The following is a 21,286-nucleotide window of genomic DNA, read 5'->3' as shown; positions in this document are numbered from 1 at the left end:
GTAGGAGCGACTTCAGTCGCGATCAACGGCCACCGATTTCACCGCTTGATGTCGGAGCATTCCGCGCGGGTGTTATCCAGCTTGCAGCGAATGCGCTTCTGCAATGCCAGCATGTCGGCGCTGTAATAGCCGCGCCGTTCCAGTTCCTGGCGCGCCTCGCGCATCATCACCTCGTACTCGCGCTTGTCCTGCTCGGGGATGTCCACGAACCAGTGCTCCGGCACCACCCGGGTTTCCTGGCGCACCCGGCCCAGGAAGTCGTCGTAGCTCTCGAAGAACAGCTCCCGGGTAATCTGCGCCAGCTCCGGGCTGACCCGGTCCCGGTGGCCCACCAGCTGCAGGGTGATCTGCGCCAGGGGGTAGTCGATGATGCCGCCGTCCGGTTTCATGCCCTTGTACAGCTCCATCAGCTGATAGGCCGCCAGCGGCGCGGCCAGCACATCCACCACGCCGTTGTTGAACAGCCCCGGGGCATGGACGATGTCCGTGGGCACCGGCGCGGCCCCCAGGTCGCCCACCATTTCCGCCTGCACCGGATCGTAATCCAGCACCGCCACCTTCTTGCCGGCGGCCTTGCCCAGGGTGTTGATGCGCTTGTCGTTGACGAAGATGTAGGCGCCGCCGGCGGGCGCCACGCCCAGCACCACGTACTCGCCCTGGGTCATGCGCGGCGCCGAGCGCGGGTCGGCCAGTACCTTGAGCAGCATGCGCAGGTGTTCCTGGGTGGGCAGGCCGCCGATGGAATCGATGGTGCCGGTGTACTGGTTGAACAGGCGCGCGCGCATGCCGGTCATCAGGGCGGCGTCGCAACGGCCGGCCTTGAGCTCCTCCACCATCACGCGCTCGTCGGTGTAGGGCTCCAGGTTCACCTTGATGCCGTATTTCAGGAAGCGGGTGGTCTGGTCCTGGGCGGCACTGAAGATGGGGCCGTGGCGGCCCACCAGGTCCCAGATGCAGATGTTCACCTCGCGGCGGTCGGCGAGGCGCTCGCGCAGGGGCCGGTCGTCGGCCCCGGCGGGCGCCGCCAGGCCACCGGCCAGGATCAACAGGGCGCTGAGCAGAACCGCCTTCATGAACCGCCTCCGGCGCCGGCGCATTCGCCCCGGGACGAATCGAACTTGCAGCGGATGCGGCGTTGCAGGTCGAGCATTTCGCCGTCGTAGTAGCCTTCCTTGCGCAGCACGTCGCGGGCGTCCTGCATCATGCTCTCGTAGACCCGTTTTTCGTTGTCGGGGATGTCGATCCACCAGCGGTCGGGTACCCGGTCCTCCTCGATCTTGACCCGCTCGCGGACCCGGTCGTAGGCCTCGAAGGAGGCTTCGCGCACCAGCTGGGCGATCTCGTTGGGGAACTTGTCCAGCCGGCCCACCAGCTGCATGCTCAGCTGGGCGATGGGGTAGTCGACGATGCCGCCGTCCGGCTCCATGCCCTTGTAGAGTTCCAGCAGTTCATAGGCCACCAGGGGCGCGGCGAGAATGTCCACCACGCCGTTGTTGAACTTATTGGGGGCACTGACGATGTCGGAGGGCACCGGGGTGGCGCCGATGCCGGCCACCATTTCCGCCTGGGTCTGGTCGTAGTCGAGCACCGCCACCTTTTTGCCGGCGGCCTTGGCCAGGGAACTGATCCGTTTGTCGTTGACGAAGATGTGCACGCCGCCGCCGGAGAACATGCCCATGATCACGTACTCGCCCTGCACCATTTTATCCGCCTGGCTGGGGTGGGCGAGCACCTTGAGCAGGGTGCGCATGTGCTTGTTGTCCGGCACGCCGCCGATGGAGTCGATGGTGCCGGTGTATTTGTTGAACAGGCGGGCGCGGAAGCCGCTCATCAGCGCCGCGTCGCAGCGCCCGGCCTTGAGCTCCTCGACCATCACGGTTTCGTTGGTGAACGGCACCATTTCCAGGTTGATGCCGTATTCCTGGGCCATGGCGCGCTGGTCCATGGCGGCCTGGAATACCGGGCCGGCGCGGCCGGCAATGTCCCAGATGCAGATTTTGCGGCTGAGGGCGGTACCGGGCGGCATCTGGTCGATGCCCACCAGCTTGCTGATCGCCTTCAGGCGGACCCGCACCGGCATATCGCGGGAATAATAAATGTCCGCCAGGCCCCGCACCACGCGATCGTCGATGGTGACGCCGGGCAGGAGTTTTTCCATCGCCTGGCGTTGCTCGTTACTCAGCTGCATTTGCTGCGCGCTGACCGCGCAAAATGAGGACAGAATCAGTGCAATTAAAATCAGGGTAAAACGACGCATAACAATCCCTGCTTTTGTTTTTAGAGGGGTTTTAAGCGAGTTAAACACGGTGGGCCGGGCGTGAAGATACCGGCTTGACGGGGGCGGATGGCGCCGGGGTCAACGGGGGCGCCACGAAGGTTAAGCTAGAAGCGGGCCGTGCTGGAGGAAGGGCCGTGCCGTTGGCGAGGCGCCAGTTGCAAGTTGCAAGTTGCAAGTTGAAAGGGGCGGGGTCGGCGAGGCCTGAAGGCCCTGCGCGCGCTTAAGAGAATTCGACCCGCAAAAGCCATTCCCGGCCGCAGGCCACGGGAAAGCCGCTCGGCTCCCCCCTTCAACTTGCAACTTGTAACTTGCAACTATTTTTGACAGGCACGGCCTCCCCGCCATCATGTCCTGGCTTGCAGCTTGCAGCTTGCAGCTTGCAGCTTGCAGCTTGCAGCTTGCAGCGCCATCGCGGCTGAAGCCGCTCCTACAAATCAGGGACAGCGGTTATTTCGGTTGGGCGTCCAGGGACACGCCGTTGACGTCGCGGCTGTCCGGCCCGAGCAGGAACAGGTAGGGCGCGACGATCTCCTCCGGCGCCTTCAGGGTGGCCGGGTCCTCGCCGGGGTAGGCGAGGGCGCGCATGTCGGTGCGGGTGGCGCCCGGGTTCAGGGTGTTGGTGCGGATCGGGCTGATGTTCTCCAGCTCGTCGGCCAGGGTCTGCGCCAGGTTCTCGGTGGCCGCCTTGGAGGCGGCATAGGCGCCCCAGAAGGCGCGGCCGCGCCGGCCCACGCTGGACGAGGTGAACAGGATGCGGCCGTCCTCGCTGTTGCGCAGCAGCGGCAGCAGCGCCTGGGTGAGGTGGAAGGCGGCGTTGACGTTGACGCGCATCACCGATTCCCAGGTGTCGGCGCCGTAGCGGTCCAGGGGAGTGACGTCGCCGAGCACCGAGGCATTGTGCAGCACGCCGTCGAGACGCCCGAATTCCTTGTCGAACAGGGTGGCCAGTTCCCGGTAGTCCTCCGGGCGGGCCACTTCCAGGTTGACCGGCGCCAGGGCCGGTTCCGGGCCGCCGGCGGCCTTGATCTCGTCGTAGACCGCTTCCAGCTTGGCCTGGGTACGGCCCAGCAGGATCACGGTGGCGCCATGGGCGGCCAGGGCCAGGGCCACGGCGCGACCGATGCCGGCGCCGGCGCCGGTGACCAGGATGATGCGGTCCTTGAAGGTGTCCACCGTGCATTGGTAGCTGACGGCGCGGTCGTTGATTGCCTTGATGTCCATGCCTTAGTCGTCCTGATTGAGACTGCGCAGCAGGGCGGGCAGGTCCTCGCCCCGTTCCAGATAGTGGTCCGCCGGCCAGGCGCGCGGGTTGTCGTCCGCGTCCACGTAGCCGAAGGCAGCGGTGGCGGTGACCATTTTCGCATTGAGTCCGGCCTGGATGTCACGCAGGTGGTCGCCCACGTACAGGCAGTGCACCGGGTTGGCGTTGGCGGTGGCCGCCGCCTTGAGCAGGCCCTCCGGGTGCGGCTTGCGCTCGGCCACCTGGTCCGGGCAGATCACCGCCACGGCCCGCTCCAGCAGGCCCAGGCCGGCCAGTACCGGCCGGGTGAAGCGTTCCGGTTTGTTGGTGACCACGCCCCAGGGCAGGTCGTTGCTTTCCAGCCAGGCGAGGGATTCCGCCATGCCCTCGAACAGCCGGGTGTCCACGTCCAGCCGCCGGCCGTAGGCCTCCAGCAGATCGTCCAGGCGCCGGTCGAAGCCGTCGTCACCGGGGGCCAGGCCGAAGCCCAGCTCGGTGAGGGCGCGGGCGCCGTTGGAGACGGTGGCGCGCACCGCCTGGTAGCTCACCGGCGGGTGGCCATGGGCCTCCAGCACCTGGTTGAGCACTACGTAAAAGTCCGGCGCGGTGTCCACCAGGGTGCCGTCGAGATCGAAGAAAACCGCCTCAAGCACGGCGCACCGCGTGCATCAGATAGTTCACGGAAACATCCCGGTTGAGTTTGTAGACCTGGGCCAGCGGGTTGTAGGTCATGCCGGTGGTGTCGCGCACCTCCAGGGCGGCGTCCCGGGCCCAGCCGGCCAGCTCCGAGGGGCGGATCAGCTTGGCGTATTCGTGGGTGCCCCGGGGCAGCAGACGCAGCACGTACTCGGCGCCGACGATGGCGAACAGGAACGCCTTCGGGTTGCGGTTGATGGTGCTGAAGAACACCTGGCCGCCGGGTTTCACCAGGGTGGCGCAGGCGCGGATCACCGAGGACGGGTCGGGCACGTGCTCGAGCATCTCCAGGCAGGTGACGGCGTCGTATTGGCCGGCCCGCTCGGCGGCGATCTCCTCGGCGGGCACCTGGCGGTATTCCACCTCCACGCCGCTCTGCTCGGCGTGCAGCCGGGCCACCGCCAGGGGCGCCTCGCCCAGGTCGATGCCGGTGACCCGGGCGCCGCGCCGGGCCATGCCCTCGGAGAGCAGGCCGCCACCGCAGCCGATGTCGATGACTTTCTTGCCGGGCAGGTCCAGGCGCTCGTCGATGTAGTTCAACCGCAGCGGGTTGATGTCGTGCAGCGGGCGGAACTCGGACTCCGGGTCCCACCAGCGTTCCGCCAGGGCGTTGAATTTGGCGATTTCGGCGCTGTCGACGTTGGCTTGGCTCATTGCTGATTCTCCGGTGAGTGATCGGCCTGGGCGATCTTGTCCCGCCATTCGCCGGCGTTCTTGGCGATCAGGGCGGCGTTCAGCGTGGTCAACTGGCGCTCACGCATCAGGCAGCGGCCGGCCACCCAGCTGTGGGTGACCTGGTCGCGGGTGGCGGCGTACACCAGCTGCGCCACCGGGTCGTAGACCGGCTGGGTTTCCAGGGCGCCCAGGTCCACGGCGACCATATCCGCCTGCTTGCCAATTTCCAGTGAACCGGTGTGCTGCTCCAGGCCCAGTGCGCGGGCGCCGTTGAGGGTGGCCATGCGCAGGGCCTGGTCGGCGGACACCGCGTCCGCGCGCAGGCTCACGCCCTTGGCGAGCAGGGCGGCGGTGCGGGTCTCGCCGATCATGTCCAGGTCATTGTTGCTGGCCGCGCCGTCGGTGCCCAGGGCCACGTTGATGCCGGCGTCCAGCAGGCGCTGCACCGGGCAGAAGCCGCTGGCCAGCTTGAGGTTGGATTCCGGGCAGTGCACCACCTGAGTGCCGGTGTCCGCCACCCACTGGATTTCCTCGTCCAGCAGCTGGGTCATGTGCACCGCCATCAGGCGCGGGCTGAGCAGGCCCAGCTGCTTGAGTCGGGCCAGGGGGCGTTCGCCGTTGGCTTCCACGGCGGAGTGGATCTCGCCGGCGGTTTCGTGCACGTGCATCATCACCGGCGCGTCCAGTTCCTCGGCCAGGGTGAGCACCTGGCGCAGCGGGCCGTCGGACACGGTATAGGGCGCGTGGGGGCCAAAACCGATGGTGATGCGCGGTTCGTGGCGCCAGGCATCGGCGGCGCGGGTGGTCAGGCGCAGGTAGTCGTCCGGGCCGTCGCCCATGGGCGTGGGGAAGTCCAGGATGGGGGCGAACAGGGCCGCCCGCAGGCCTGCTTCCATGACCACCCGGGCGGTGGTTTCCGGGAAGAAGTACATGTCTCCGAAGCAGGTGGTGCCGGAGCGGATCATTTCCGCCGCCGCCAGCCGGGCGCCGTCGCGCACGAAGGGTTCGCCGATCCAGCGCCCCTCGGCCGGCCAGATGTGCTGCTCCAGCCAGGTCATCAGGGGAAGGTCGTCGGCCAGGCCGCGGAACAGGTTCATGGCGGCGTGGGTGTGGGCGTTGACGAGCCCGGGAATCAGCAGATGGCGGTCCAGGGTCACGGTGTCGTCGGCCACCCATTTCTGCGCCGCCAGGGCGGTGGGCAGCAGGTCGACGATGGCGCCGTCGCGCACTACCAGGGCGTGGTCGGCCAGGGCCCCGGTGTCCGGCGCCACCGGCGCCACCCAACGGGCCTGGACGATCAGATCCGCGCGGTTGTCGGTCATGCAAAGCTCCCTGTTCGGTCAGGTCGCGAGTATAGCCGTCCGGCGTTACAGGATACAGGATGCAGGATTCAGGCGTGGACGAAGCCGTACCGACCGAGGCGCCGAGCCCGCGGGTTCGTGCTGGTCGTGAACTTGGCCTTGCAGCGCGGAGCCTGATGCCAGAGGCTCGTCGCCACCCGACCACGCGCCTGTACCCTGCATCCTGCATCCTGTATCCGGCGGCTTGGCGTCCGTATCGCCCGGCCAGCCGCCGCTGTGCTATCATCCGGGGCTTTCCCGGACTGTCCCTGGACCCATATAAAGGAACGCCATGACGGACCTCGCCAAAGAAGTCACGCCCGTCAATATCGAGGACGAGCTCAGGCAGTCGTACCTGGATTACGCCATGAGCGTGATCATCGGTCGCGCCCTGCCGGATGTACGCGACGGCCTCAAGCCGGTACACCGGCGGGTGCTGTTCGCGATGCACGAGCTGGGCAACGACTGGAATAAACCCTATAAGAAATCCGCCCGGGTGGTGGGCGACGTAATCGGTAAGTACCACCCCCATGGCGACTCCGCCGTGTACGACACCATCGTGCGCATGGCGCAGCCGTTCTCGTTGCGCTACATGCTGGTGGACGGGCAGGGCAACTTCGGTTCCATCGACGGCGACTCGGCGGCGGCCATGCGTTACACCGAAGTGCGCATGTCCAAGATCGCCCACGAACTGCTGGCCGACCTGGACAAGGAAACCGTCGATTACGTCGACAACTACGACGGCACCGAGCGGATTCCCGACGTCATGCCCACCCGGGTGCCGAACCTGCTGGTCAACGGCTCCTCGGGCATCGCCGTGGGCATGGCCACCAACATCCCGCCGCACAACCTGCGCGAAGTGGTGGACGGCTGTCTGGCGCTGATCGACGACGACAGCCTGACCCCGGACGACCTGATGGAATACATCAAGGGCCCGGATTTCCCCACCGCCGGCATCATTAATGGCCGCGCCGGCATCGTGCAGGCCTACCGCACCGGTCGGGGCCGCATCTACGTGCGCGCCCGGGCCGACATCGAGCAGATGGACAAGGGCGGCAAGGAAGCGATCATCATCCACGAGCTGCCCTACCAGGTGAACAAGGCGCGGCTGATCGAGAAGATCGCGGAGCTGGTCAAGGAAAAGCGCATCGAGGGCATCACCGAGCTGCGCGACGAGTCCGACAAGCAGGGCATGCGCGTGGTGATCGAGCTGCGCCGTGGCGAGAACGCCGAGGTGGTGCTCAACAACCTCTATCAGCAAACGCAGATGGAGTCGGTGTTCGGCATCAACACCGTGGCCCTGGTGGACGGCCAGCCCAAGACCCTGAATCTGCGCGAGCTGCTGGACGCCTTCCTGCGCCACCGCCGCGAGGTGGTCACCCGGCGCACCGTCTATGAACTGCGCAAGGCCCGCGAGAAAGCCCATCAGCTGGAAGGCCTGGCGGTGGCCCTGGCCAACATCGATCCGGTGATCGAGCTGATCAAGGCGTCGCCCAGCGGCGCCGAGGCCAAGGAAAAACTGCTGGCCCGGGGCTGGGAGCCCGGCGACGTGATGACCATGCTGGAGCGCGCCGGCGGCGAGGACGCGGCGCGCCCGGACGGCCTGGACGAAGCCTACGGCCTGCACGACGGCCTTTATCACCTGAGCCCGGAACAGGCCCAGGCGATTCTCGACCTGCGCTTGCAGAAGCTCACCGGCCTGGAACGGGAAAAGCTGATCACCGATTACCAGGAGCTGCTCGACCAGATCGCCGAGCTGATGCTGATCCTGGCGGATCCGGAACGCCTGATGCAGGTGATCCGCGACGAGCTCACCGCGGTGCGCGACGAATACGGCGACGACCGCCGCTCCGAGATCCAGACCTCCCGCCTGGATCTGAGCATGGAAGACCTGATCGCCGAGGAAACCGTGGTGGTGACCCTCAGCCACGGCGGTTACGCCAAGACCCAGCCGATCGATACCTACCGGGCCCAGAAGCGCGGCGGGCGCGGCAAGTCCGCCGGCCAGCTCAAGGACGAGGACTACGTGGAGCACCTGCTGGTGGCGGGTACCCACGACACCCTGCTGTGCTTCACCAACGTGGGCAAGGTGTACTGGCTGCGGGTGTTCGAGCTGCCCCAGGGCGGTCGGGCCTCCCGGGGCAAGCCGATCATCAACCTGATTCCGGCGCTCAAGCCCGAGGAGCGCATCACCGCCATCCTGCGCCTGGACGCCGAGCAGGTGCGTCAGCAGAGCAACGGCGACGATGAGGAAGAGGCCGACGCCGAGGTGGTGGACGTGGCCGAGGACGCGGACGGCGCCGACGGCGAGGCGGAAGAGGATGCCCCGGCGGTCGCCGGCCCGTTCATCTTCATGGCCACCACCAGCGGCGTGGTCAAGCGCACCGAGCTGGCGCGCTTCGCCCGGCCGCGCAGCAGCGGCCTGATCGCGGTGCGCCTGCAGGACGGCGAGGACCTGGTCAACGTGGCCATCACCCAGGGCGACGAGGACGTGGTGCTGGTGGCCGGCAACGGCAAGGTGGTGCGCTTCCAGGAATCCCGGGTGCGGGTGATGAGCCGCATCGCCCGGGGGGTGCGCGGCATGAAGCTGGCCGAGGGCGAGCAGGTGATCGCCCTGATCGTGCCCCAGGAGGGCGGCCAGATGCTGGCGGCCTCGGAAAACGGCTACGGCAAGCGCACCGACCTGAGCGAGTTCCCCACCAAGGGCCGTGGCACCCAGGGTGTCATCGGCATGGTGGTCAACGAACGCAACGGGCCCCTGGTGGGCGCCACCCAGGTGTTCGGTGGCGAGGACGTGATGCTGATCTCCAACCAGGGCACCCTGGTGCGCACCCGCGTGGACGAGGTCAGCCATCTGGGCCGCAACACCCAGGGCGTGCGTCTGATCCGCCTCGGTGACGGCGAGGCCCTGTCCGGCCTGGCGCCGATTCCGGAGCTGGACGGCGACGACGACCCGGACGCCGAGGGCGTCGAAGGCGACCAGGACGCCCCGACCGAGGGTGGCGAGGAGACGGAAGAATGAGCCGCGCGTACAACTTCTGCGCCGGTCCGGCGGCGCTGCCGGAGGCGGTCCTGCAACGGGCCCGGGAGGAAATGCTGGACTACCGGGGCACCGGCATGTCGGTGATGGAAATGAGCCATCGCGACTCGGTGATCGTGGACATGGCCGAAAAGGCGGAGCGCGACCTGCGCGACCTGCTCGGCCTGTCCGACGACTACGCGGTGCTGTTCCTGCAGGGCGGCGCCAGCGCCCAGTTCGCCATGGTGCCGCTGAACCTGCTCGGCGACGCCGGCAAGGCGGACTACGTGAACACCGGCCAGTGGTCCACCAAGGCGATCAAGGAAGCGCGCCGCTTCTGCGAGGTGAACGTGGCGGCCTCCAGCGAGGACGCCAACTTCAGCTACGCGCCGGCGCAAAGTGAATGGCGGCTCTCCGACGACGCCGCCTACGTGCATTACTGCCCCAACGAAACCATCGGCGGCCTGGAATTCGACTTCGTGCCGGAGGTGGACAAGCCGCTGGTGGCGGACATGAGCTCCACCATCCTGTCGCGGCCGGTGGACGTGAGCCGCTTCGGCCTGATCTACGCCGGCGCCCAGAAGAACATCGGCCCGGCGGGCCTGACCCTGGTGATCGTACGCAAGGACCTGTTGGGCCGCGCCGGCCCCACGGTGCCGTCCATGCTCAACTACCAGATTCACGCCGACAACGGCTCCATGTACAACACGCCGCCCACCTTCGCCTGGTACCTGGCGGGGCTGGTGTTCGAATGGCTCAAGGAGCAGGGCGGGGTGGCCGCCATGGGCGAGATCAATCGCCGCAAGGCCGCCAAGCTGTACGATTACATCGACGCCAGCGACTTCTACGCCAACCCGGTGCGGCCCACCCAGCGCAGCTGGATGAACGTGCCCTTCGTGCTCGCCGACAGCGCCCTGGACAAGGACTTCCTGGCCGAAGCGGACGCCGCCGGCCTGCGCAATCTCAAGGGTCACCGCAGCGTCGGCGGCATGCGCGCCAGCATTTACAACGCGGTGCCCGAAGCGGCGGTGGACGCCCTGATCGGGTTCATGTCGGACTTCGAGAAACGGAAAGCCTGATGAGCGACAAACCCAGCCTCGATACCCTGCGCGAGCGCATCGACAGCCTCGATCAGCGCCTCCAGAACCTGCTCAACGAGCGCGCCGACCTGGCCCACCAGGTGGCCGAGGTGAAGCGCGCCGAGGACCCGGCGCCGGTGTTCTACCGGCCCGAGCGCGAGGCCCAGGTGCTGCACCGCATCAAGGAGCGCAACACCGGCCCCATCGACGCCGAGGACATGGCGCGCCTGTTCCGCGAGGTGATGAGCGTGTGCCTGGCTCTGGAACAGCCCATGCGGGTGGCGTTCCTGGGCCCGGAGGGCACCTTCACCCAGCAGGCGGCGATCAAGCATTTCGGCCACTCCGTGGAGAGCGTGCCCCTGGGCGCCATCGACGAGGTGTTCCGGGAAGTGGAGGCGGGCGCCGTGCATTTCGGCGTGGTGCCGGTGGAAAACTCCACCGAGGGCATGGTCAACCACACCCTGGATTCGTTCATGAATTCGGACCTGAAAATCTGCGGCGAAGTGGAGCTGCGCATCCACCACCATCTGCTGTCCGGCCCGCACACCCGCCGCGACAAGGTCACGCGCATCTATTCCCACCAGCAGACCCTGGCCCAGTGCCGCCAGTGGCTGGACGCCCACATGCCGGCGGTGGAGCGCATCGCGGTGAGCTCCAACGCGGAAGCGGCGCGGCGCCTGCGTGACGAGTGGAACGCCATGGCCATCGCCGGCGACATGGCCTGCGAGCTGTACGAGCTGGAGAAAGTGCAGGTCAACATCGAGGACCGGCCGGACAACACCACCCGGTTCCTGATCATCGGCCGCCAGGACACGCCGCCCTCCGGCCGCGACAAGACCAGCCTGCTGGTGTCCGGCAAGAACCGGCCCGGGCTGCTGTCCGATCTGCTGCGCCCGTTCCGCGACAGCGGCATCAACCTGACCCGCCTGGAAAGCCGGCCCTCGCGCATCGCCAACTGGAGCTATGTGTTCTTCATCGACTGCGAAGGTCACAAGGAGGACGCGGCCCTGACCAGGGTGCTGGAGGATCTGGATTCCGACGGCAACACCATCAAGGTGCTGGGCTCCTACCCCAAAGCGGTATTGTAGCGGCGAACCTACGTTGTAGGAGCGGCTTCAGCCGCGATCACGGCGCCCGACCAGAGCACAAGGACAAACCATGAGCTGCGATTACATCCAATTGGCCAATACCGGCGTGCAACGGCTCAAACCCTACGAGCCCGGCAAGCCGATCGAGGAACTGCAGCGCGAGCTGGGCATCCACGACGTGATCAAGCTGGCCAGCAACGAGAACCCCCTGGGCCCCAGCCACAAGGCCCTGGACGCCGCCCGCCGGGCACTGGAGCAAGTGCACCTGTACCCGGACGGCGCCGGCTTCGAGCTCAAGGCGGCGCTCTCCGAGCGGCTGCGCGTGGATGCCGACCGGCTGGTGCTGGGCAACGGTTCCAACGATGTGCTGGAGCTGGTGGCCCGGGCCTACCTGCAGCCCGGTGACGAGGTGGTGTTCTCCGAATACGCCTTCGCGGTCTATCCGCTGGTGACCCTGGCCTGTTCCGCCACGCCGGTGCGGGTGGAGTCCCACCTTTACGGCCACGACCTGGCCGCCATGGCGGACGCCATCACCGAGCGCACCCGCATCGTGTTCCTGGCCAACCCCAACAACCCCACCGGCACCTGGTTCAACGACCACGCCCTGGACGCCTTCCTGGCGCGGGTGCCGGAGGAGGTACTGGTGGTGCTCGACGAGGCCTACTTCGAGTACGTGGAGGAAAGCCACTACCCGGACGGCCTGACCCGCCTGCGGGACCATCCCAACCTGGTGGTGACGCGCACCTTCTCCAAGATTCACGGCCTGGCCGGCCTGCGGGTGGGCTATGGCGTGGCCCATCCCCAGGTGGCGGACGTGCTCAACCGGGTGCGCCAGCCGTTCAATGTGAACATCCCGGCCCTGGCGGCGGCTCAAGCCGCCCTGGACGACCACGACCACATCGAGAACTCCAAGGGCGAGAACGCCGCCGGCCTGGCGCAGTTGGCCGAGGGGCTGGCGGAGCTGAACCTGGAGCGGATTCCCTCGGTGGCCAACTTCGTCACCTTTGATTGCGGCGGCGACGCCCTGCCGGTGTACGAAGCGCTGCTGCGCGACGGCGTGATCGTGCGGCCCCTGGGCGGCTACGGGCTGCCCAACCACCTGCGCGTTACCATCGGCACCGCCCCCGAGAACGAACGCTTCCTCAAGGCCCTGGGCCGGGCCATGGCGCGCTGATGGCGGAGCAACCCATGTTCCGGCGGGTAGCGATCATCGGCCTGGGCCTGATTGGCGGCTCCTTCGCCGCCGCCCTGCGCCGCCAGGGGCTGGCGGGCACCGTGGTGGCCGGTGCGCGCTCGGCGCGCACCCTGGAGCAGGGCCTGGCCCTGGGCCTGATCGACGAGGGCAGCCAGGACCTGGCGCTGGCGGTGCGCGGCGCCGACCTGGTGTTCGTGTCCACGCCGGTGTCGGCCATGGAAACGGTGCTCACCAAGCTGGCCCCGGGCCTGAGCGACCGGGCCCTGATCACCGACGGTGGCAGCGTCAAAACGGCGGTGATCGACCAGGCGCGCCGCGCCCTGGGCGCCCACTTTGCCCGCTTCGTGCCCGGCCACCCCATCGCCGGCAAGGAGAAGAGCGGCGTGGAGGCCGCCGACGCGGACCTCTACCGCCGGCACCGGGTGATCCTCACCCCGGTGGCGGACACCGACCCGGACGCCGCCCGGCGGGTGCGTGCCCTGTGGACCGCGATCGGTGCCGAGGTGCTGAGCATGGCGCCGGAGCACCATGACCAGGTGCTGGCGGAGACCAGCCATCTGCCGCATCTGCTGGCGTTTTCCCTGGTCGATACCCTGGCCCGCCAGGGGGATTCCACGGAGATTTTCCGCTACGCCGCCGGCGGTTTCCGGGATTTCACCCGCATCGCTGGCTCCGACCCGGTGATGTGGCACGACATCTTCCGCGAGAACCGGGGCGCCGTGCTCGACGCCCTGGGGCTGTTCCGCGACGGCATCGACCGCTTCCAGCGCGCCATCGAGGACAATGACAGCGAGGCCCTGATGGGCATCATGACCCGGGCCAACAGCGCCCGGGCCCATTTTCTGGCCATGAACGCGCGCACCTCCTATACCCGCGCGCGGCATTCCGACGACGAGACAGGCATGACACAGCACTCCGATCCCACCTTCGTCGTGGCCCCCGGCGGCCGGCTCCAGGGCCGGCTGCGGGTGCCCGGCGACAAATCCATGTCGCACCGTTCGATCATGCTGGCCTCCCTGGCCGAGGGCAGCACCGAGATCGGCGGCTTCCTGGAAGGCGAGGACGCCCTGGCCACCCTGCAGGCGTTCCGCGACATGGGGGTGGTGATCGAAGGCCCGCACAATGGCCGCGTGCTGGTGCACGGCGTCGGCCTGCACGGCCTCAAGGCGCCCGGCAAGCCGCTCTACATGGGCAACTCCGGCACCTCCATGCGCCTGCTCACCGGCCTGCTGGCGGGCCAGGCGTTCGACACCGAACTCACCGGCGACGCCTCCCTGTCCAAGCGGCCCATGGAGCGGGTGGCCAGGCCGCTGCGTGAAATGGGCGCGGTGATCGAAACCGGGGAGGGCGGCCGGCCGCCGGTGCGCATCCGGGGCGGCGCCGCCCTCAAGGGCATCCACTACGACCTGCCGATGGCCTCCGCCCAGGTGAAGTCCGCGGTGCTGCTGGCCGGGCTCTACGCCGAGGGCGACACCTCGGTGACCGAGCCGGCGCCCACCCGGGACCACACCGAGCGCATGCTCAACGGCTTCGGCTACCCGGTGCGCCGGGACGGCGCCACCGCCACCCTGAGCGGCGGCGGCGCCCTGCGCGGTGGCCAGCTGGATGTGCCGGCGGACATCTCCTCGGCGGCCTTCTTCCTGGTCGGCGCCAGCATCGCCGAGGGCGGCGAGGTGACCCTGCCCCACGTGGGCGTGAACCCCACCCGCACCGGCGTGATCGACATCCTGAAGCGGATGGGCGCGGACATTCGCCTGGAAAATCAACGGGATGCCGGCGGCGAGCCGGTGGCGGACCTGGTCGTGAAGAGCGCGCCGCTGAAGGGCATCGTGATCCCCGAGGAGCTGGTGCCCCTGGCCATCGACGAGCTGCCGGCGGTGTTCATCGCCGCCGCCTGCGCCGAGGGCGAAACCGTGCTGCGCGGTGCCGAGGAGCTGCGCGTGAAGGAATCCGACCGCATCCAGGTGATGGCCGATGGCCTGGCCACCCTGGGCGTGGAGCATGAAGTGTACGAGGACGGCATCCGCATCGTCGGTGGCCCCTACGGCGGCGGCCAAGTGGAGTCCCACGGCGACCACCGCATCGCCATGAGCTTCGCCATGGCGGCCCTGCGCGCCTCGGCGCCGATCACCATTCACCACTGCGCCAACGTGGCCACCAGCTTCCCCGGCTTCGCCGAGCTGGCCCGGGCCGCCGGCCTGGCCCTGGAGGTGCAGGCACCCCGGGAGGACCGATGATCCCCGTAATCACCATTGACGGCCCGGTGTCCTCCGGCAAGGGCACCGTGGCGCGGCGGGTGGCGGCCCGCCTGGGCTGGCACCTGCTGGATTCCGGCGCCCTGTATAGGGTGCTGGGCCTGCACGCGGAACGTCGCGGCGTGCCCCTGGATGACGAAATGCGCCTGGTGGACCTGGCCGAGCAACTGCCGGTGGAATTCAGGGAAGGGGCCGGCGACACCGCCGTGATCCTGGACGGCGAGGACGTGGGCGAAATCATCCGCGAGGAGCGGGTCGGCGAGCTGGCCAGCCAGGTGGCGGTGCTGCAGCCGGTGCGCGATGCCCTGTTCGCCCGCCAGCGGGCCTTCGCCCAGCGCCCCGGCCTGGTGGCCGACGGCCGCGACATGGGCACCGTGGTGTTCCGCGACGCCCCGCTCAAGGTGTTCCTCACCGCCAGCGCCGAGGAGCGCGCCCGCCGGCGCTACGCCCAGTTGAAGGAAAAGGGCTTTGGTGCTAACCTCGCCACCCTTATCGAGGACATCCGAACCCGTGACGAGCGCGACATGCAGCGCGCCGTGGCGCCGCTCAAGCCGGCTCCGGACGCGGTGGAGATCGATTCCACCGAGCTCAATGTGGAGCAAGTGGTGGATCGTATCCTTGATGAAGCCGGTGCCCGGTCCCTGACCTGACGGCGCCGGTGGACCAGATTACCCCGTAGGAGCGGCTTCAGCCGCGATACCGCGCCCGCCGGCCGGTTTCGCGGCTGAGGCCGCTGCTACAATGGTGTTCTGATTTCATGAAAACAGGCTGCCCGGTTTCTGACAGTAAACCAGCTTGGAATCGCGGCCTTTTATGAACAACCCATGTCTGCTGGTTGGCATGTGTATCACGAGATTATCCATGACTGAATCTTTTGCCGAACTTTTCGAAGAAAGCCTTAAGGACCTGGACGTTGCCCGCGGTTCCATCATCAAGGGCACCGTGGTCTCCATCGACAGTGACTGGGTCACCGTCAACGCCGGTCTGAAGTCCGAGGGCATCATTTCCCGCAACGAGTTCATCAGCGAGAGCGGTGAACTGGAAATCGTCGAAGGCGACGAAGTGGAAGTGGCCGTCGACGCCATCGACGACGGCATGGGCTTCACCCGCCTGTCCCGCGAGAAAGCCAAGCGCGCCGAAGTATGGGCGGAGCTGGAAGTGGCGTTCGACAAGGACGAAATCGTCAAAGGCCAGATCTCCGGCAAGGTCAAGGGCGGCTTCACCGTCGATATCGGCCCGATCCGCGCGTTCCTGCCCGGCTCCCTGGTGGACATCCGTCCGGTACGCGACGTTACCCACCTGGAAGGCAAGGACCTGGACTTCAAGGTCATCAAGCTGGATCCGAAGCGCAACAACGTGGTGGTTTCCCGCCGCGCAGTCATGGAAGCCGAGCACTCCGCCGAGCGCGAGGCGCTGCTCGAGTCCCTGCAGGAAGGCATGGTGGTCAAGGGTATCGTCAAGAACCTGACCGACTACGGTGCGTTCGTGGACCTGGGCGGCATCGACGGCCTGCTGCACATCACCGACATGGCCTGGAAGCGCATCAAGCACCCCAGCGAAATCGTCGAAGTGGGCCAGGAAATCGAGATCAAGGTTCTCAAGTTCGACCGCGAGAAAATGCGCGTGTCCCTGGGCCTCAAGCAGCTGGGCGAGGATCCGTGGCACGACATCGTGCAGAAGTACCCGGAAGGCTCCAAGGTCCGTGCCCGCGTCACCAACCTCACCGATTACGGCTGCTTCGCCGAGATCGAGGAAGGCGTGGAAGGCCTGGTCCACGTGTCCGAAATGGACTGGACCAACAAGAACATCCATCCGTCCAAAGTGGTCGAGATCGGCGACGAAGTGGAAGTGATGATCCTCGATATCGACGAGGACCGTCGCCGGATTTCCCTGGGCATCAAGCAGTGCCTGCCCAACCCGTGGGAATCCTTCGCCGAGAACTACCAGAAGGGCGACCGCATCACCGGCAAGATCAAGTCCATCACCGACTTCGGCATCTTCATCGGCCTGGAAGGCGGTATCGACGGCCTGGTGCACCTGTCCGACATCTCCTGGGAAGAGCAGGGCGAGGAAGCCGTGCGCAACTTCAACAAGGGCGATGAACTGGAAACCGTGGTTCTGTCCATCGATGCCGAGCGGGAAAGAATTTCCCTTGGAATCAAGCAGTTGACAGACGATCCGTTTGCTCAGTATGTTGCTGCCAATGAGAAGGGAAGCATCGTCAAGGGCACGGTGAAGGAAGTGGACGCCAAGGGCGCCACCATCGAACTGGCCGAGAACGTGGAAGGCACCCTGCGTGCCAGCGAGATCAGCCGCGACCGTGTCAGCGATGCCACTCAGGTTCTCAACGTGGGCGACGAGCTGGAAGCGCGTATCACCAACGTCGACCGCAAGAACCGGGTTATCAACCTGTCCGTGCGTGCCAAGGACCAGGCACAGGATCGTGAAGCCATGGACAACCTGCAGAATCAGGACGCCAATGCACCCAAGACCATTGGTGATCTGATCAAGCAGCAAATGGAAAACAGCAACGAGTCATAATGGCTCCTCCCCGGGGGCCGGCCAAGCGGCCGGCCCCGCTGGGCAGGGAGCCCAGGGGAGTAGGTTGCAATGGCGTCAGCGTTAACCAAGTCGAAACTGATTGCCCGTATTGCCAAACAAAATGAACAGCAGTTGTCTCCCAGGGACGTGGAGCTTGCCGTCAAACACCTTATCGAAGTCATGGCCGACACCCTCTCCGAGGGCGGGCGCATCGAAGTGCGTGGCTTCGGCAGTTTTTCCCTTCATTTCCGTGCCCCGCGCGTGGGCCGCAATCCCAAGACCGGCGCCAGCGTGAAGCTGCACGGGAAGTACGTTCCGCACTTCAAATCCGGCAAGGAATTGCGCGAACGGGTCAATGAATCCATGCCAGACCATCCCTCCGGTAGCGATCAGGACGACCGGGATCATCCCCGTGGTGAAGCGGCCAACGGCTGATTCCCCCGGGCAGGACGAAGCGCGATGCGAAATCTCTACCGTATTTTTCTGATTCTGGCCCTGCTGGCGGTGTTCGGCCTGGCCTTCCTGTTCGTGACCGTGAACACCCAGCCCGTGACCCTGTCGCTGCCGGTGAGCGGCCTGCAATGGCAGGTGACCCTGGGCGCTCTGGTGGTGCTGTTGCTGGCCGCCGGGTTGCTGGTGGGGCTGGTGACCGGACTGGGCCTGCGGGGCGTGCGCGGTCTGTTCGGGCCCCGTTCATGAGCGAACCGCTTTGGCTGATTCCGCTGTTCTTCTTCGCCATCGCCACTGGCTTCTACCTGGGGCGACGGGAAGGTAAGCGCCGCCAGCGCCGGCGCATGGAGTCCCTTTCCCAGGAGTATGTGGCCGGCCTCAATTTCCTGCTCAACGAAGAGCCGGACAAGGCCGTGGAGGCCCTGCTCAACAGCCTGGAAGTGTCCGACCAGACCCTGGAAACCCACCTCAGCATGGCGCGGTTGTTCCGCAAACGCGGTGAGTTCGACCGCGCCACCCTGATCCATTCCCACCTGCTCGAGCAGGGCGAACTGCCGCGCCCCACCCAGGAGCAGATCCAGCTGGAGCTGGCCGAGGACTATCTCGCCGGCGGCCTGTTCGACCGCGCCGAGGAAGTGCTTCTGGAAATGCTCGACCAGGATTGCGAAAAGCGCGAACCGGTGGTGCGCCAGCTTACCCACCTCTACGAGCAGGAGCGGGACTGGAGCAGCGCCATCTCCATGGGCGAGCAGCTGGTCAAGAGCGACCCCAAGATCGGCCCGATCCTGGCGCATTACTGTTGCGAGGAAGCGGACGCCCAGATCGCCCGGGGCGAGCTCACGCCGGCGCGACGCATGCTGCGCCGGGCCCTGGGCTTCGACAAGCAGTGCGTGCGCGCCAGCGTGGTTCAGGGGCGCCTGGAGATGCGCGATGAGCAGTGGAACGACGCCATCGATGCCTTCAAGCGCATCTGGAAGCAGGACCCGGATTTCTTCGACGAGGTGCTCGATGAGCTGCGTCAGTGTTACCAGCACCTGGAGAAGGAAGAGGAATTCATCAAGCTGCTCGCCGACATCAGCGCCGAACGGCCGTCCACGGCCCGGGTGCTGCTGCTCTCCGAACAGTTGCGCGAGCGCTACGGTGACCGCGAGGCGGCGGACTTCATCGCCGACTACATGAAGGCCAATCCCTCGGTGCGCGGCCTGCACCGCATCATCGACATGAACCTGCAGGGCTCCGCCCAGGGCGAGGCCCGCGAGCACCTGGGCATGCTCAAGGAACTCACCGAGCGGCTCACCTCCGACAACACCGTGTACCAGTGCCGCCGCTGCGGCTTCCAGACCCCGCTGCTGCAATGGCGCTGCCCGAGCTGCCGCCGTTGGGGCACCATCAAACCCCGCTCCGAAGGAGGCAACCCATCGTGACCGCCGACAGCCCCATCATCGTCGCCCTGGACTACGCCGAGCCGGAGGCCGCCCTGGCCATGGCGGGGCGGCTGGACCCGGCCCGGGTGCGGGTCAAGGTGGGCAAGGAGTTGTTCACCCGGGGCGGCCCGGCGGTGGTGGAAGCCCTGCGCGAGCGCGGCTTCCAGGTGTTCCTGGACCTCAAGTTCCACGACATCCCCAACACCGTGGCCGGGGCGGTGCGCGCCGCCGCCGACCTGGGGGTATGGATGGTCAATGTGCACGCCAGCGGCGGCGGGCGCATGATGGACGCGGCCCGCGAGGCCCTGGCCGGCCACGCCGCGCCGCCGCGTCTGATCGCCGTGACCGTGCTCACCAGCCAGACCGATGACGATCTCCGGGAAATCGGCCTGCGCGACGGCGCCGAGGAGCAGGTGCGCCGTCTGGCGGCGCTGACCCGCGCCCATGGCCTGGATGGCGTGGTCTGTTCCGCCCGGGAAGCGGCCATGCTGCGGGAACTGTGCGGGCCGGACTTCGACCTGGTGACCCCGGGCATCCGCCCGGCGGGCAGCGCCGGCGACGATCAGCGCCGGGTGGTGACGCCGGTACAGGCCCGGGGCCTGGGCGTCAGCCACATGGTGATCGGCCGTCCCATTACCCGTGCGCCAAATCCTACGGCGGTGGTGGACGATATCCTACAAAGTCTTTCCTGAATCTCTCGCGCAAACTCACAGCATCGGCTGACAGCCAGTCTCCCTCTTCTTTCCTACAGTGAAGTGGCTTTTACGCAAACCCGCTTTCAACAAGGAAGAAGAGGAGATACACCATGCGATTTCTGATGAACGGATTCACCCTGCGGGGCGCCGGCCCCATGCGCCGCCTGGCGTGCACCCTGATGCTCGGCATGCTGCTGGTGACCGGGGCGCCCCTGGCCCAGGCCGCTCCGGAGGCCGCCCCGGCGGCGGGGGCCGCCGCCAGCGCGCCGGTGAACCTCAACACCGCCAGCGCCGAGGAGCTGCAAAGCCTGCGCGGCGTGGGGCCCAAGACCGCCGCCCTGATCGTGCAATGGCGCGACGAGGAAGGCCCCTTCCAGTCGGTGGAGCAACTGCTGGCGATCAAGGGTATCGGCGAGAAGACCCTGGCGCGCCTGCGCGACCAGATCACGCTCTGACCCCCGCGGCCAACGACTCCTGCTTTAGCGCGGAAACGCCCTCCCCGTGAGCTCTCCGATGATTTCCGCGTGTCCGGCCTCCCTGCCCCGGGGTGGCCGGCTTTTTCGTTGGCGTGGGTCGGCACGGTAGGAGCGGCTTAAGCCGGACGCTTGGAAAGGGGGAGCTCGCACAGGTCGGCGATGATGCACTCGCCGCATTTGGGTTTGCGCGCGGTGCAGGTATAGCGGCCGTGCAGGATCAACCAGTGGTGGCAGTCGCGCTTGAACTCCTCGGGCACCACGCGCAGGAGACGCTGCTCCACTTCCTGCACGTTCTTGCCCGGGGCGATGCGGGTGCGGTTGCTGACCCGGAAGATGTGGGTGTCCACGGCGATGGTGGGCTCGCCAAAGGCGGTGTTGAGCACCACGTTGGCGGTCTTGCGTCCGACCCCGGGCAGCGCTTCCAGGGCGGCCCGGGAGCGCGGCACCTGACCGTCGTGTTTCGCTAGCAGCTGGTCGCACAGCTTGATGATGTTCTCGGCCTTGGAATTGAACAGGCCGATGGTCTTGATGTATTCCTTGAGCCCGTCCACGCCCAGGGCGCGGATCGCCGCCGGCGTGTTGGCCACCGGAAACAGCCGGGCGGTGGCCTTGTTCACGCCCACGTCCGTGGCCTGGGCGGACAACACCACCGCCACCAGCAGTTCAAAGGCGGAGTCGTAGTGCAGCTCGGTGGTGGGTTCCGGGCGCTGGTCGCGCAGCCGGCGGAAAATCTCGGTGCGTTTTTCGCGGTTCATAATGACGTTCGCTGCCAGGGGCGGATCGGCGAAAACGCGCAGTATAACCGGGAAGGGCTGGGGCGGCGATGCCGCCCCGG

Annotated in this window: 19 protein-coding genes; 12 read left to right on the top strand and 7 right to left on the bottom strand. The window is 67.0% G+C overall.

Annotation, left to right across the window (positions count from 1 at the left end; genetic code table 11):
* Positions 1-38 precede the first annotated feature (38 nt).
* From HMJ39_RS00430 to HMJ39_RS00405, 6 genes are all read right to left on the bottom strand, one after another.
* Positions 39-1,073, bottom strand: a complete 1,035-nt coding sequence (locus HMJ39_RS00430; protein ID WP_194295858.1) for a putative solute-binding protein — start codon at positions 1,071-1,073, stop codon at positions 39-41.
* A complete protein-coding gene (locus HMJ39_RS00425; protein WP_228462067.1) occupies positions 1,070-2,188 on the bottom strand; it encodes a putative solute-binding protein in 1,119 nt (372 codons plus the stop codon). Before HMJ39_RS00425 ends, HMJ39_RS00430 begins: the two co-directional genes overlap by 4 nt.
* A gap of 537 nt (positions 2,189-2,725) precedes the next feature.
* A complete protein-coding gene (locus HMJ39_RS00420) occupies positions 2,726-3,499 on the bottom strand; it encodes a YciK family oxidoreductase (RefSeq protein WP_194295856.1) in 774 nt (257 codons plus the stop codon).
* 3 nt (positions 3,500-3,502) lie between these two features.
* Positions 3,503-4,171 carry an HAD family hydrolase gene (locus tag HMJ39_RS00415; protein WP_194295855.1) on the bottom strand — a complete coding sequence of 223 codons (669 nt, stop codon included), beginning with the start codon at positions 4,169-4,171 and terminating at the stop codon, positions 3,503-3,505.
* Positions 4,164-4,868: a bifunctional 2-polyprenyl-6-hydroxyphenol methylase/3-demethylubiquinol 3-O-methyltransferase UbiG gene (ubiG, locus tag HMJ39_RS00410; protein WP_194295854.1), complete on the bottom strand. Its 705-nt coding sequence runs from the start codon at positions 4,866-4,868 to the stop codon at positions 4,164-4,166. Before ubiG ends, HMJ39_RS00415 begins: the two co-directional genes overlap by 8 nt.
* Positions 4,865-6,211, bottom strand: a complete 1,347-nt coding sequence (locus tag HMJ39_RS00405; protein WP_194295853.1) for a TRZ/ATZ family hydrolase — start codon at positions 6,209-6,211, stop codon at positions 4,865-4,867. Before HMJ39_RS00405 ends, ubiG begins: the two co-directional genes overlap by 4 nt.
* Positions 6,212-6,521: 310 nt before the next feature.
* On the opposite strand from HMJ39_RS00405, the gene gyrA reads away from it, so the two are divergent.
* From gyrA to HMJ39_RS00345, 12 genes are all read left to right on the top strand, one after another.
* Positions 6,522-9,251, top strand: a complete 2,730-nt coding sequence (gene gyrA / locus HMJ39_RS00400) for a DNA gyrase subunit A (protein WP_194295852.1) — start codon at positions 6,522-6,524, stop codon at positions 9,249-9,251.
* Positions 9,248-10,327: a 3-phosphoserine/phosphohydroxythreonine transaminase gene (gene serC / locus HMJ39_RS00395; protein WP_161385227.1), complete on the top strand. Its 1,080-nt coding sequence runs from the start codon at positions 9,248-9,250 to the stop codon at positions 10,325-10,327. Before gyrA ends, serC begins: the two co-directional genes overlap by 4 nt.
* Positions 10,327-11,415 (top strand): prephenate dehydratase, encoded by a 1,089-nt coding sequence (pheA, locus tag HMJ39_RS00390; RefSeq protein ID WP_194295851.1) that lies wholly within the window; start codon positions 10,327-10,329, stop codon positions 11,413-11,415. Before serC ends, pheA begins: the two co-directional genes overlap by 1 nt.
* Positions 11,416-11,485: 70 nt before the next feature.
* Complete coding sequence (hisC, locus tag HMJ39_RS00385; RefSeq protein ID WP_194295850.1) at positions 11,486-12,589, top strand: histidinol-phosphate transaminase; 1,104 nt, start codon at positions 11,486-11,488, stop codon at positions 12,587-12,589.
* The gene (locus HMJ39_RS00380; RefSeq protein WP_194295849.1) at positions 12,589-14,847 is read left to right on the top strand and encodes a bifunctional prephenate dehydrogenase/3-phosphoshikimate 1-carboxyvinyltransferase; all 2,259 of its coding nucleotides are present in this window, start codon (positions 12,589-12,591) and stop codon (positions 14,845-14,847) included. The genes hisC and HMJ39_RS00380 overlap by 1 nt, the downstream gene beginning before the upstream one ends.
* Positions 14,844-15,515 (top strand): (d)CMP kinase, encoded by a 672-nt coding sequence (cmk, locus tag HMJ39_RS00375; protein WP_161385223.1) that lies wholly within the window; start codon positions 14,844-14,846, stop codon positions 15,513-15,515. The genes HMJ39_RS00380 and cmk overlap by 4 nt, the downstream gene beginning before the upstream one ends.
* A gap of 211 nt (positions 15,516-15,726) precedes the next feature.
* Complete coding sequence (gene rpsA / locus HMJ39_RS00370) at positions 15,727-17,406, top strand: 30S ribosomal protein S1 (protein WP_161385221.1); 1,680 nt, start codon at positions 15,727-15,729, stop codon at positions 17,404-17,406.
* Between the two features lie 69 nt (positions 17,407-17,475).
* Positions 17,476-17,841, top strand: coding sequence for an integration host factor subunit beta (gene ihfB / locus HMJ39_RS00365; RefSeq protein ID WP_194295848.1), 366 nt, complete (start codon positions 17,476-17,478; stop codon positions 17,839-17,841).
* Positions 17,842-17,865: 24 nt separating this feature from the next.
* The gene (locus HMJ39_RS00360; RefSeq protein ID WP_194295847.1) at positions 17,866-18,105 is read left to right on the top strand and encodes a DUF1049 domain-containing protein; all 240 of its coding nucleotides are present in this window, start codon (positions 17,866-17,868) and stop codon (positions 18,103-18,105) included.
* Positions 18,102-19,280, top strand: a complete 1,179-nt coding sequence (gene lapB, locus HMJ39_RS00355) for a lipopolysaccharide assembly protein LapB (RefSeq protein WP_194295846.1) — start codon at positions 18,102-18,104, stop codon at positions 19,278-19,280. Before HMJ39_RS00360 ends, lapB begins: the two co-directional genes overlap by 4 nt.
* Positions 19,277-19,972 carry an orotidine-5'-phosphate decarboxylase gene (pyrF, locus tag HMJ39_RS00350; protein WP_194295845.1) on the top strand — a complete coding sequence of 232 codons (696 nt, stop codon included), beginning with the start codon at positions 19,277-19,279 and terminating at the stop codon, positions 19,970-19,972. Before lapB ends, pyrF begins: the two co-directional genes overlap by 4 nt.
* 113 nt (positions 19,973-20,085) lie before the next feature.
* The gene (locus tag HMJ39_RS00345) at positions 20,086-20,430 is read left to right on the top strand and encodes a ComEA family DNA-binding protein (protein WP_228462066.1); all 345 of its coding nucleotides are present in this window, start codon (positions 20,086-20,088) and stop codon (positions 20,428-20,430) included.
* 137 nt (positions 20,431-20,567) lie between these two features.
* On the opposite strand, the gene nth is transcribed toward HMJ39_RS00345, so the two are convergent.
* Complete coding sequence (nth, locus tag HMJ39_RS00340; protein ID WP_194295844.1) at positions 20,568-21,206, bottom strand: endonuclease III; 639 nt, start codon at positions 21,204-21,206, stop codon at positions 20,568-20,570.
* Positions 21,207-21,286: the final 80 nt, after the last annotated feature.

The sequence above is a fragment of the Alloalcanivorax profundimaris genome (genome assembly GCF_015265435.1).
Classification (GTDB): domain Bacteria; phylum Pseudomonadota; class Gammaproteobacteria; order Pseudomonadales; family Alcanivoracaceae; genus Alloalcanivorax; species Alloalcanivorax profundimaris.
This window is presented reverse-complemented; position numbering and strand designations above follow the sequence as displayed.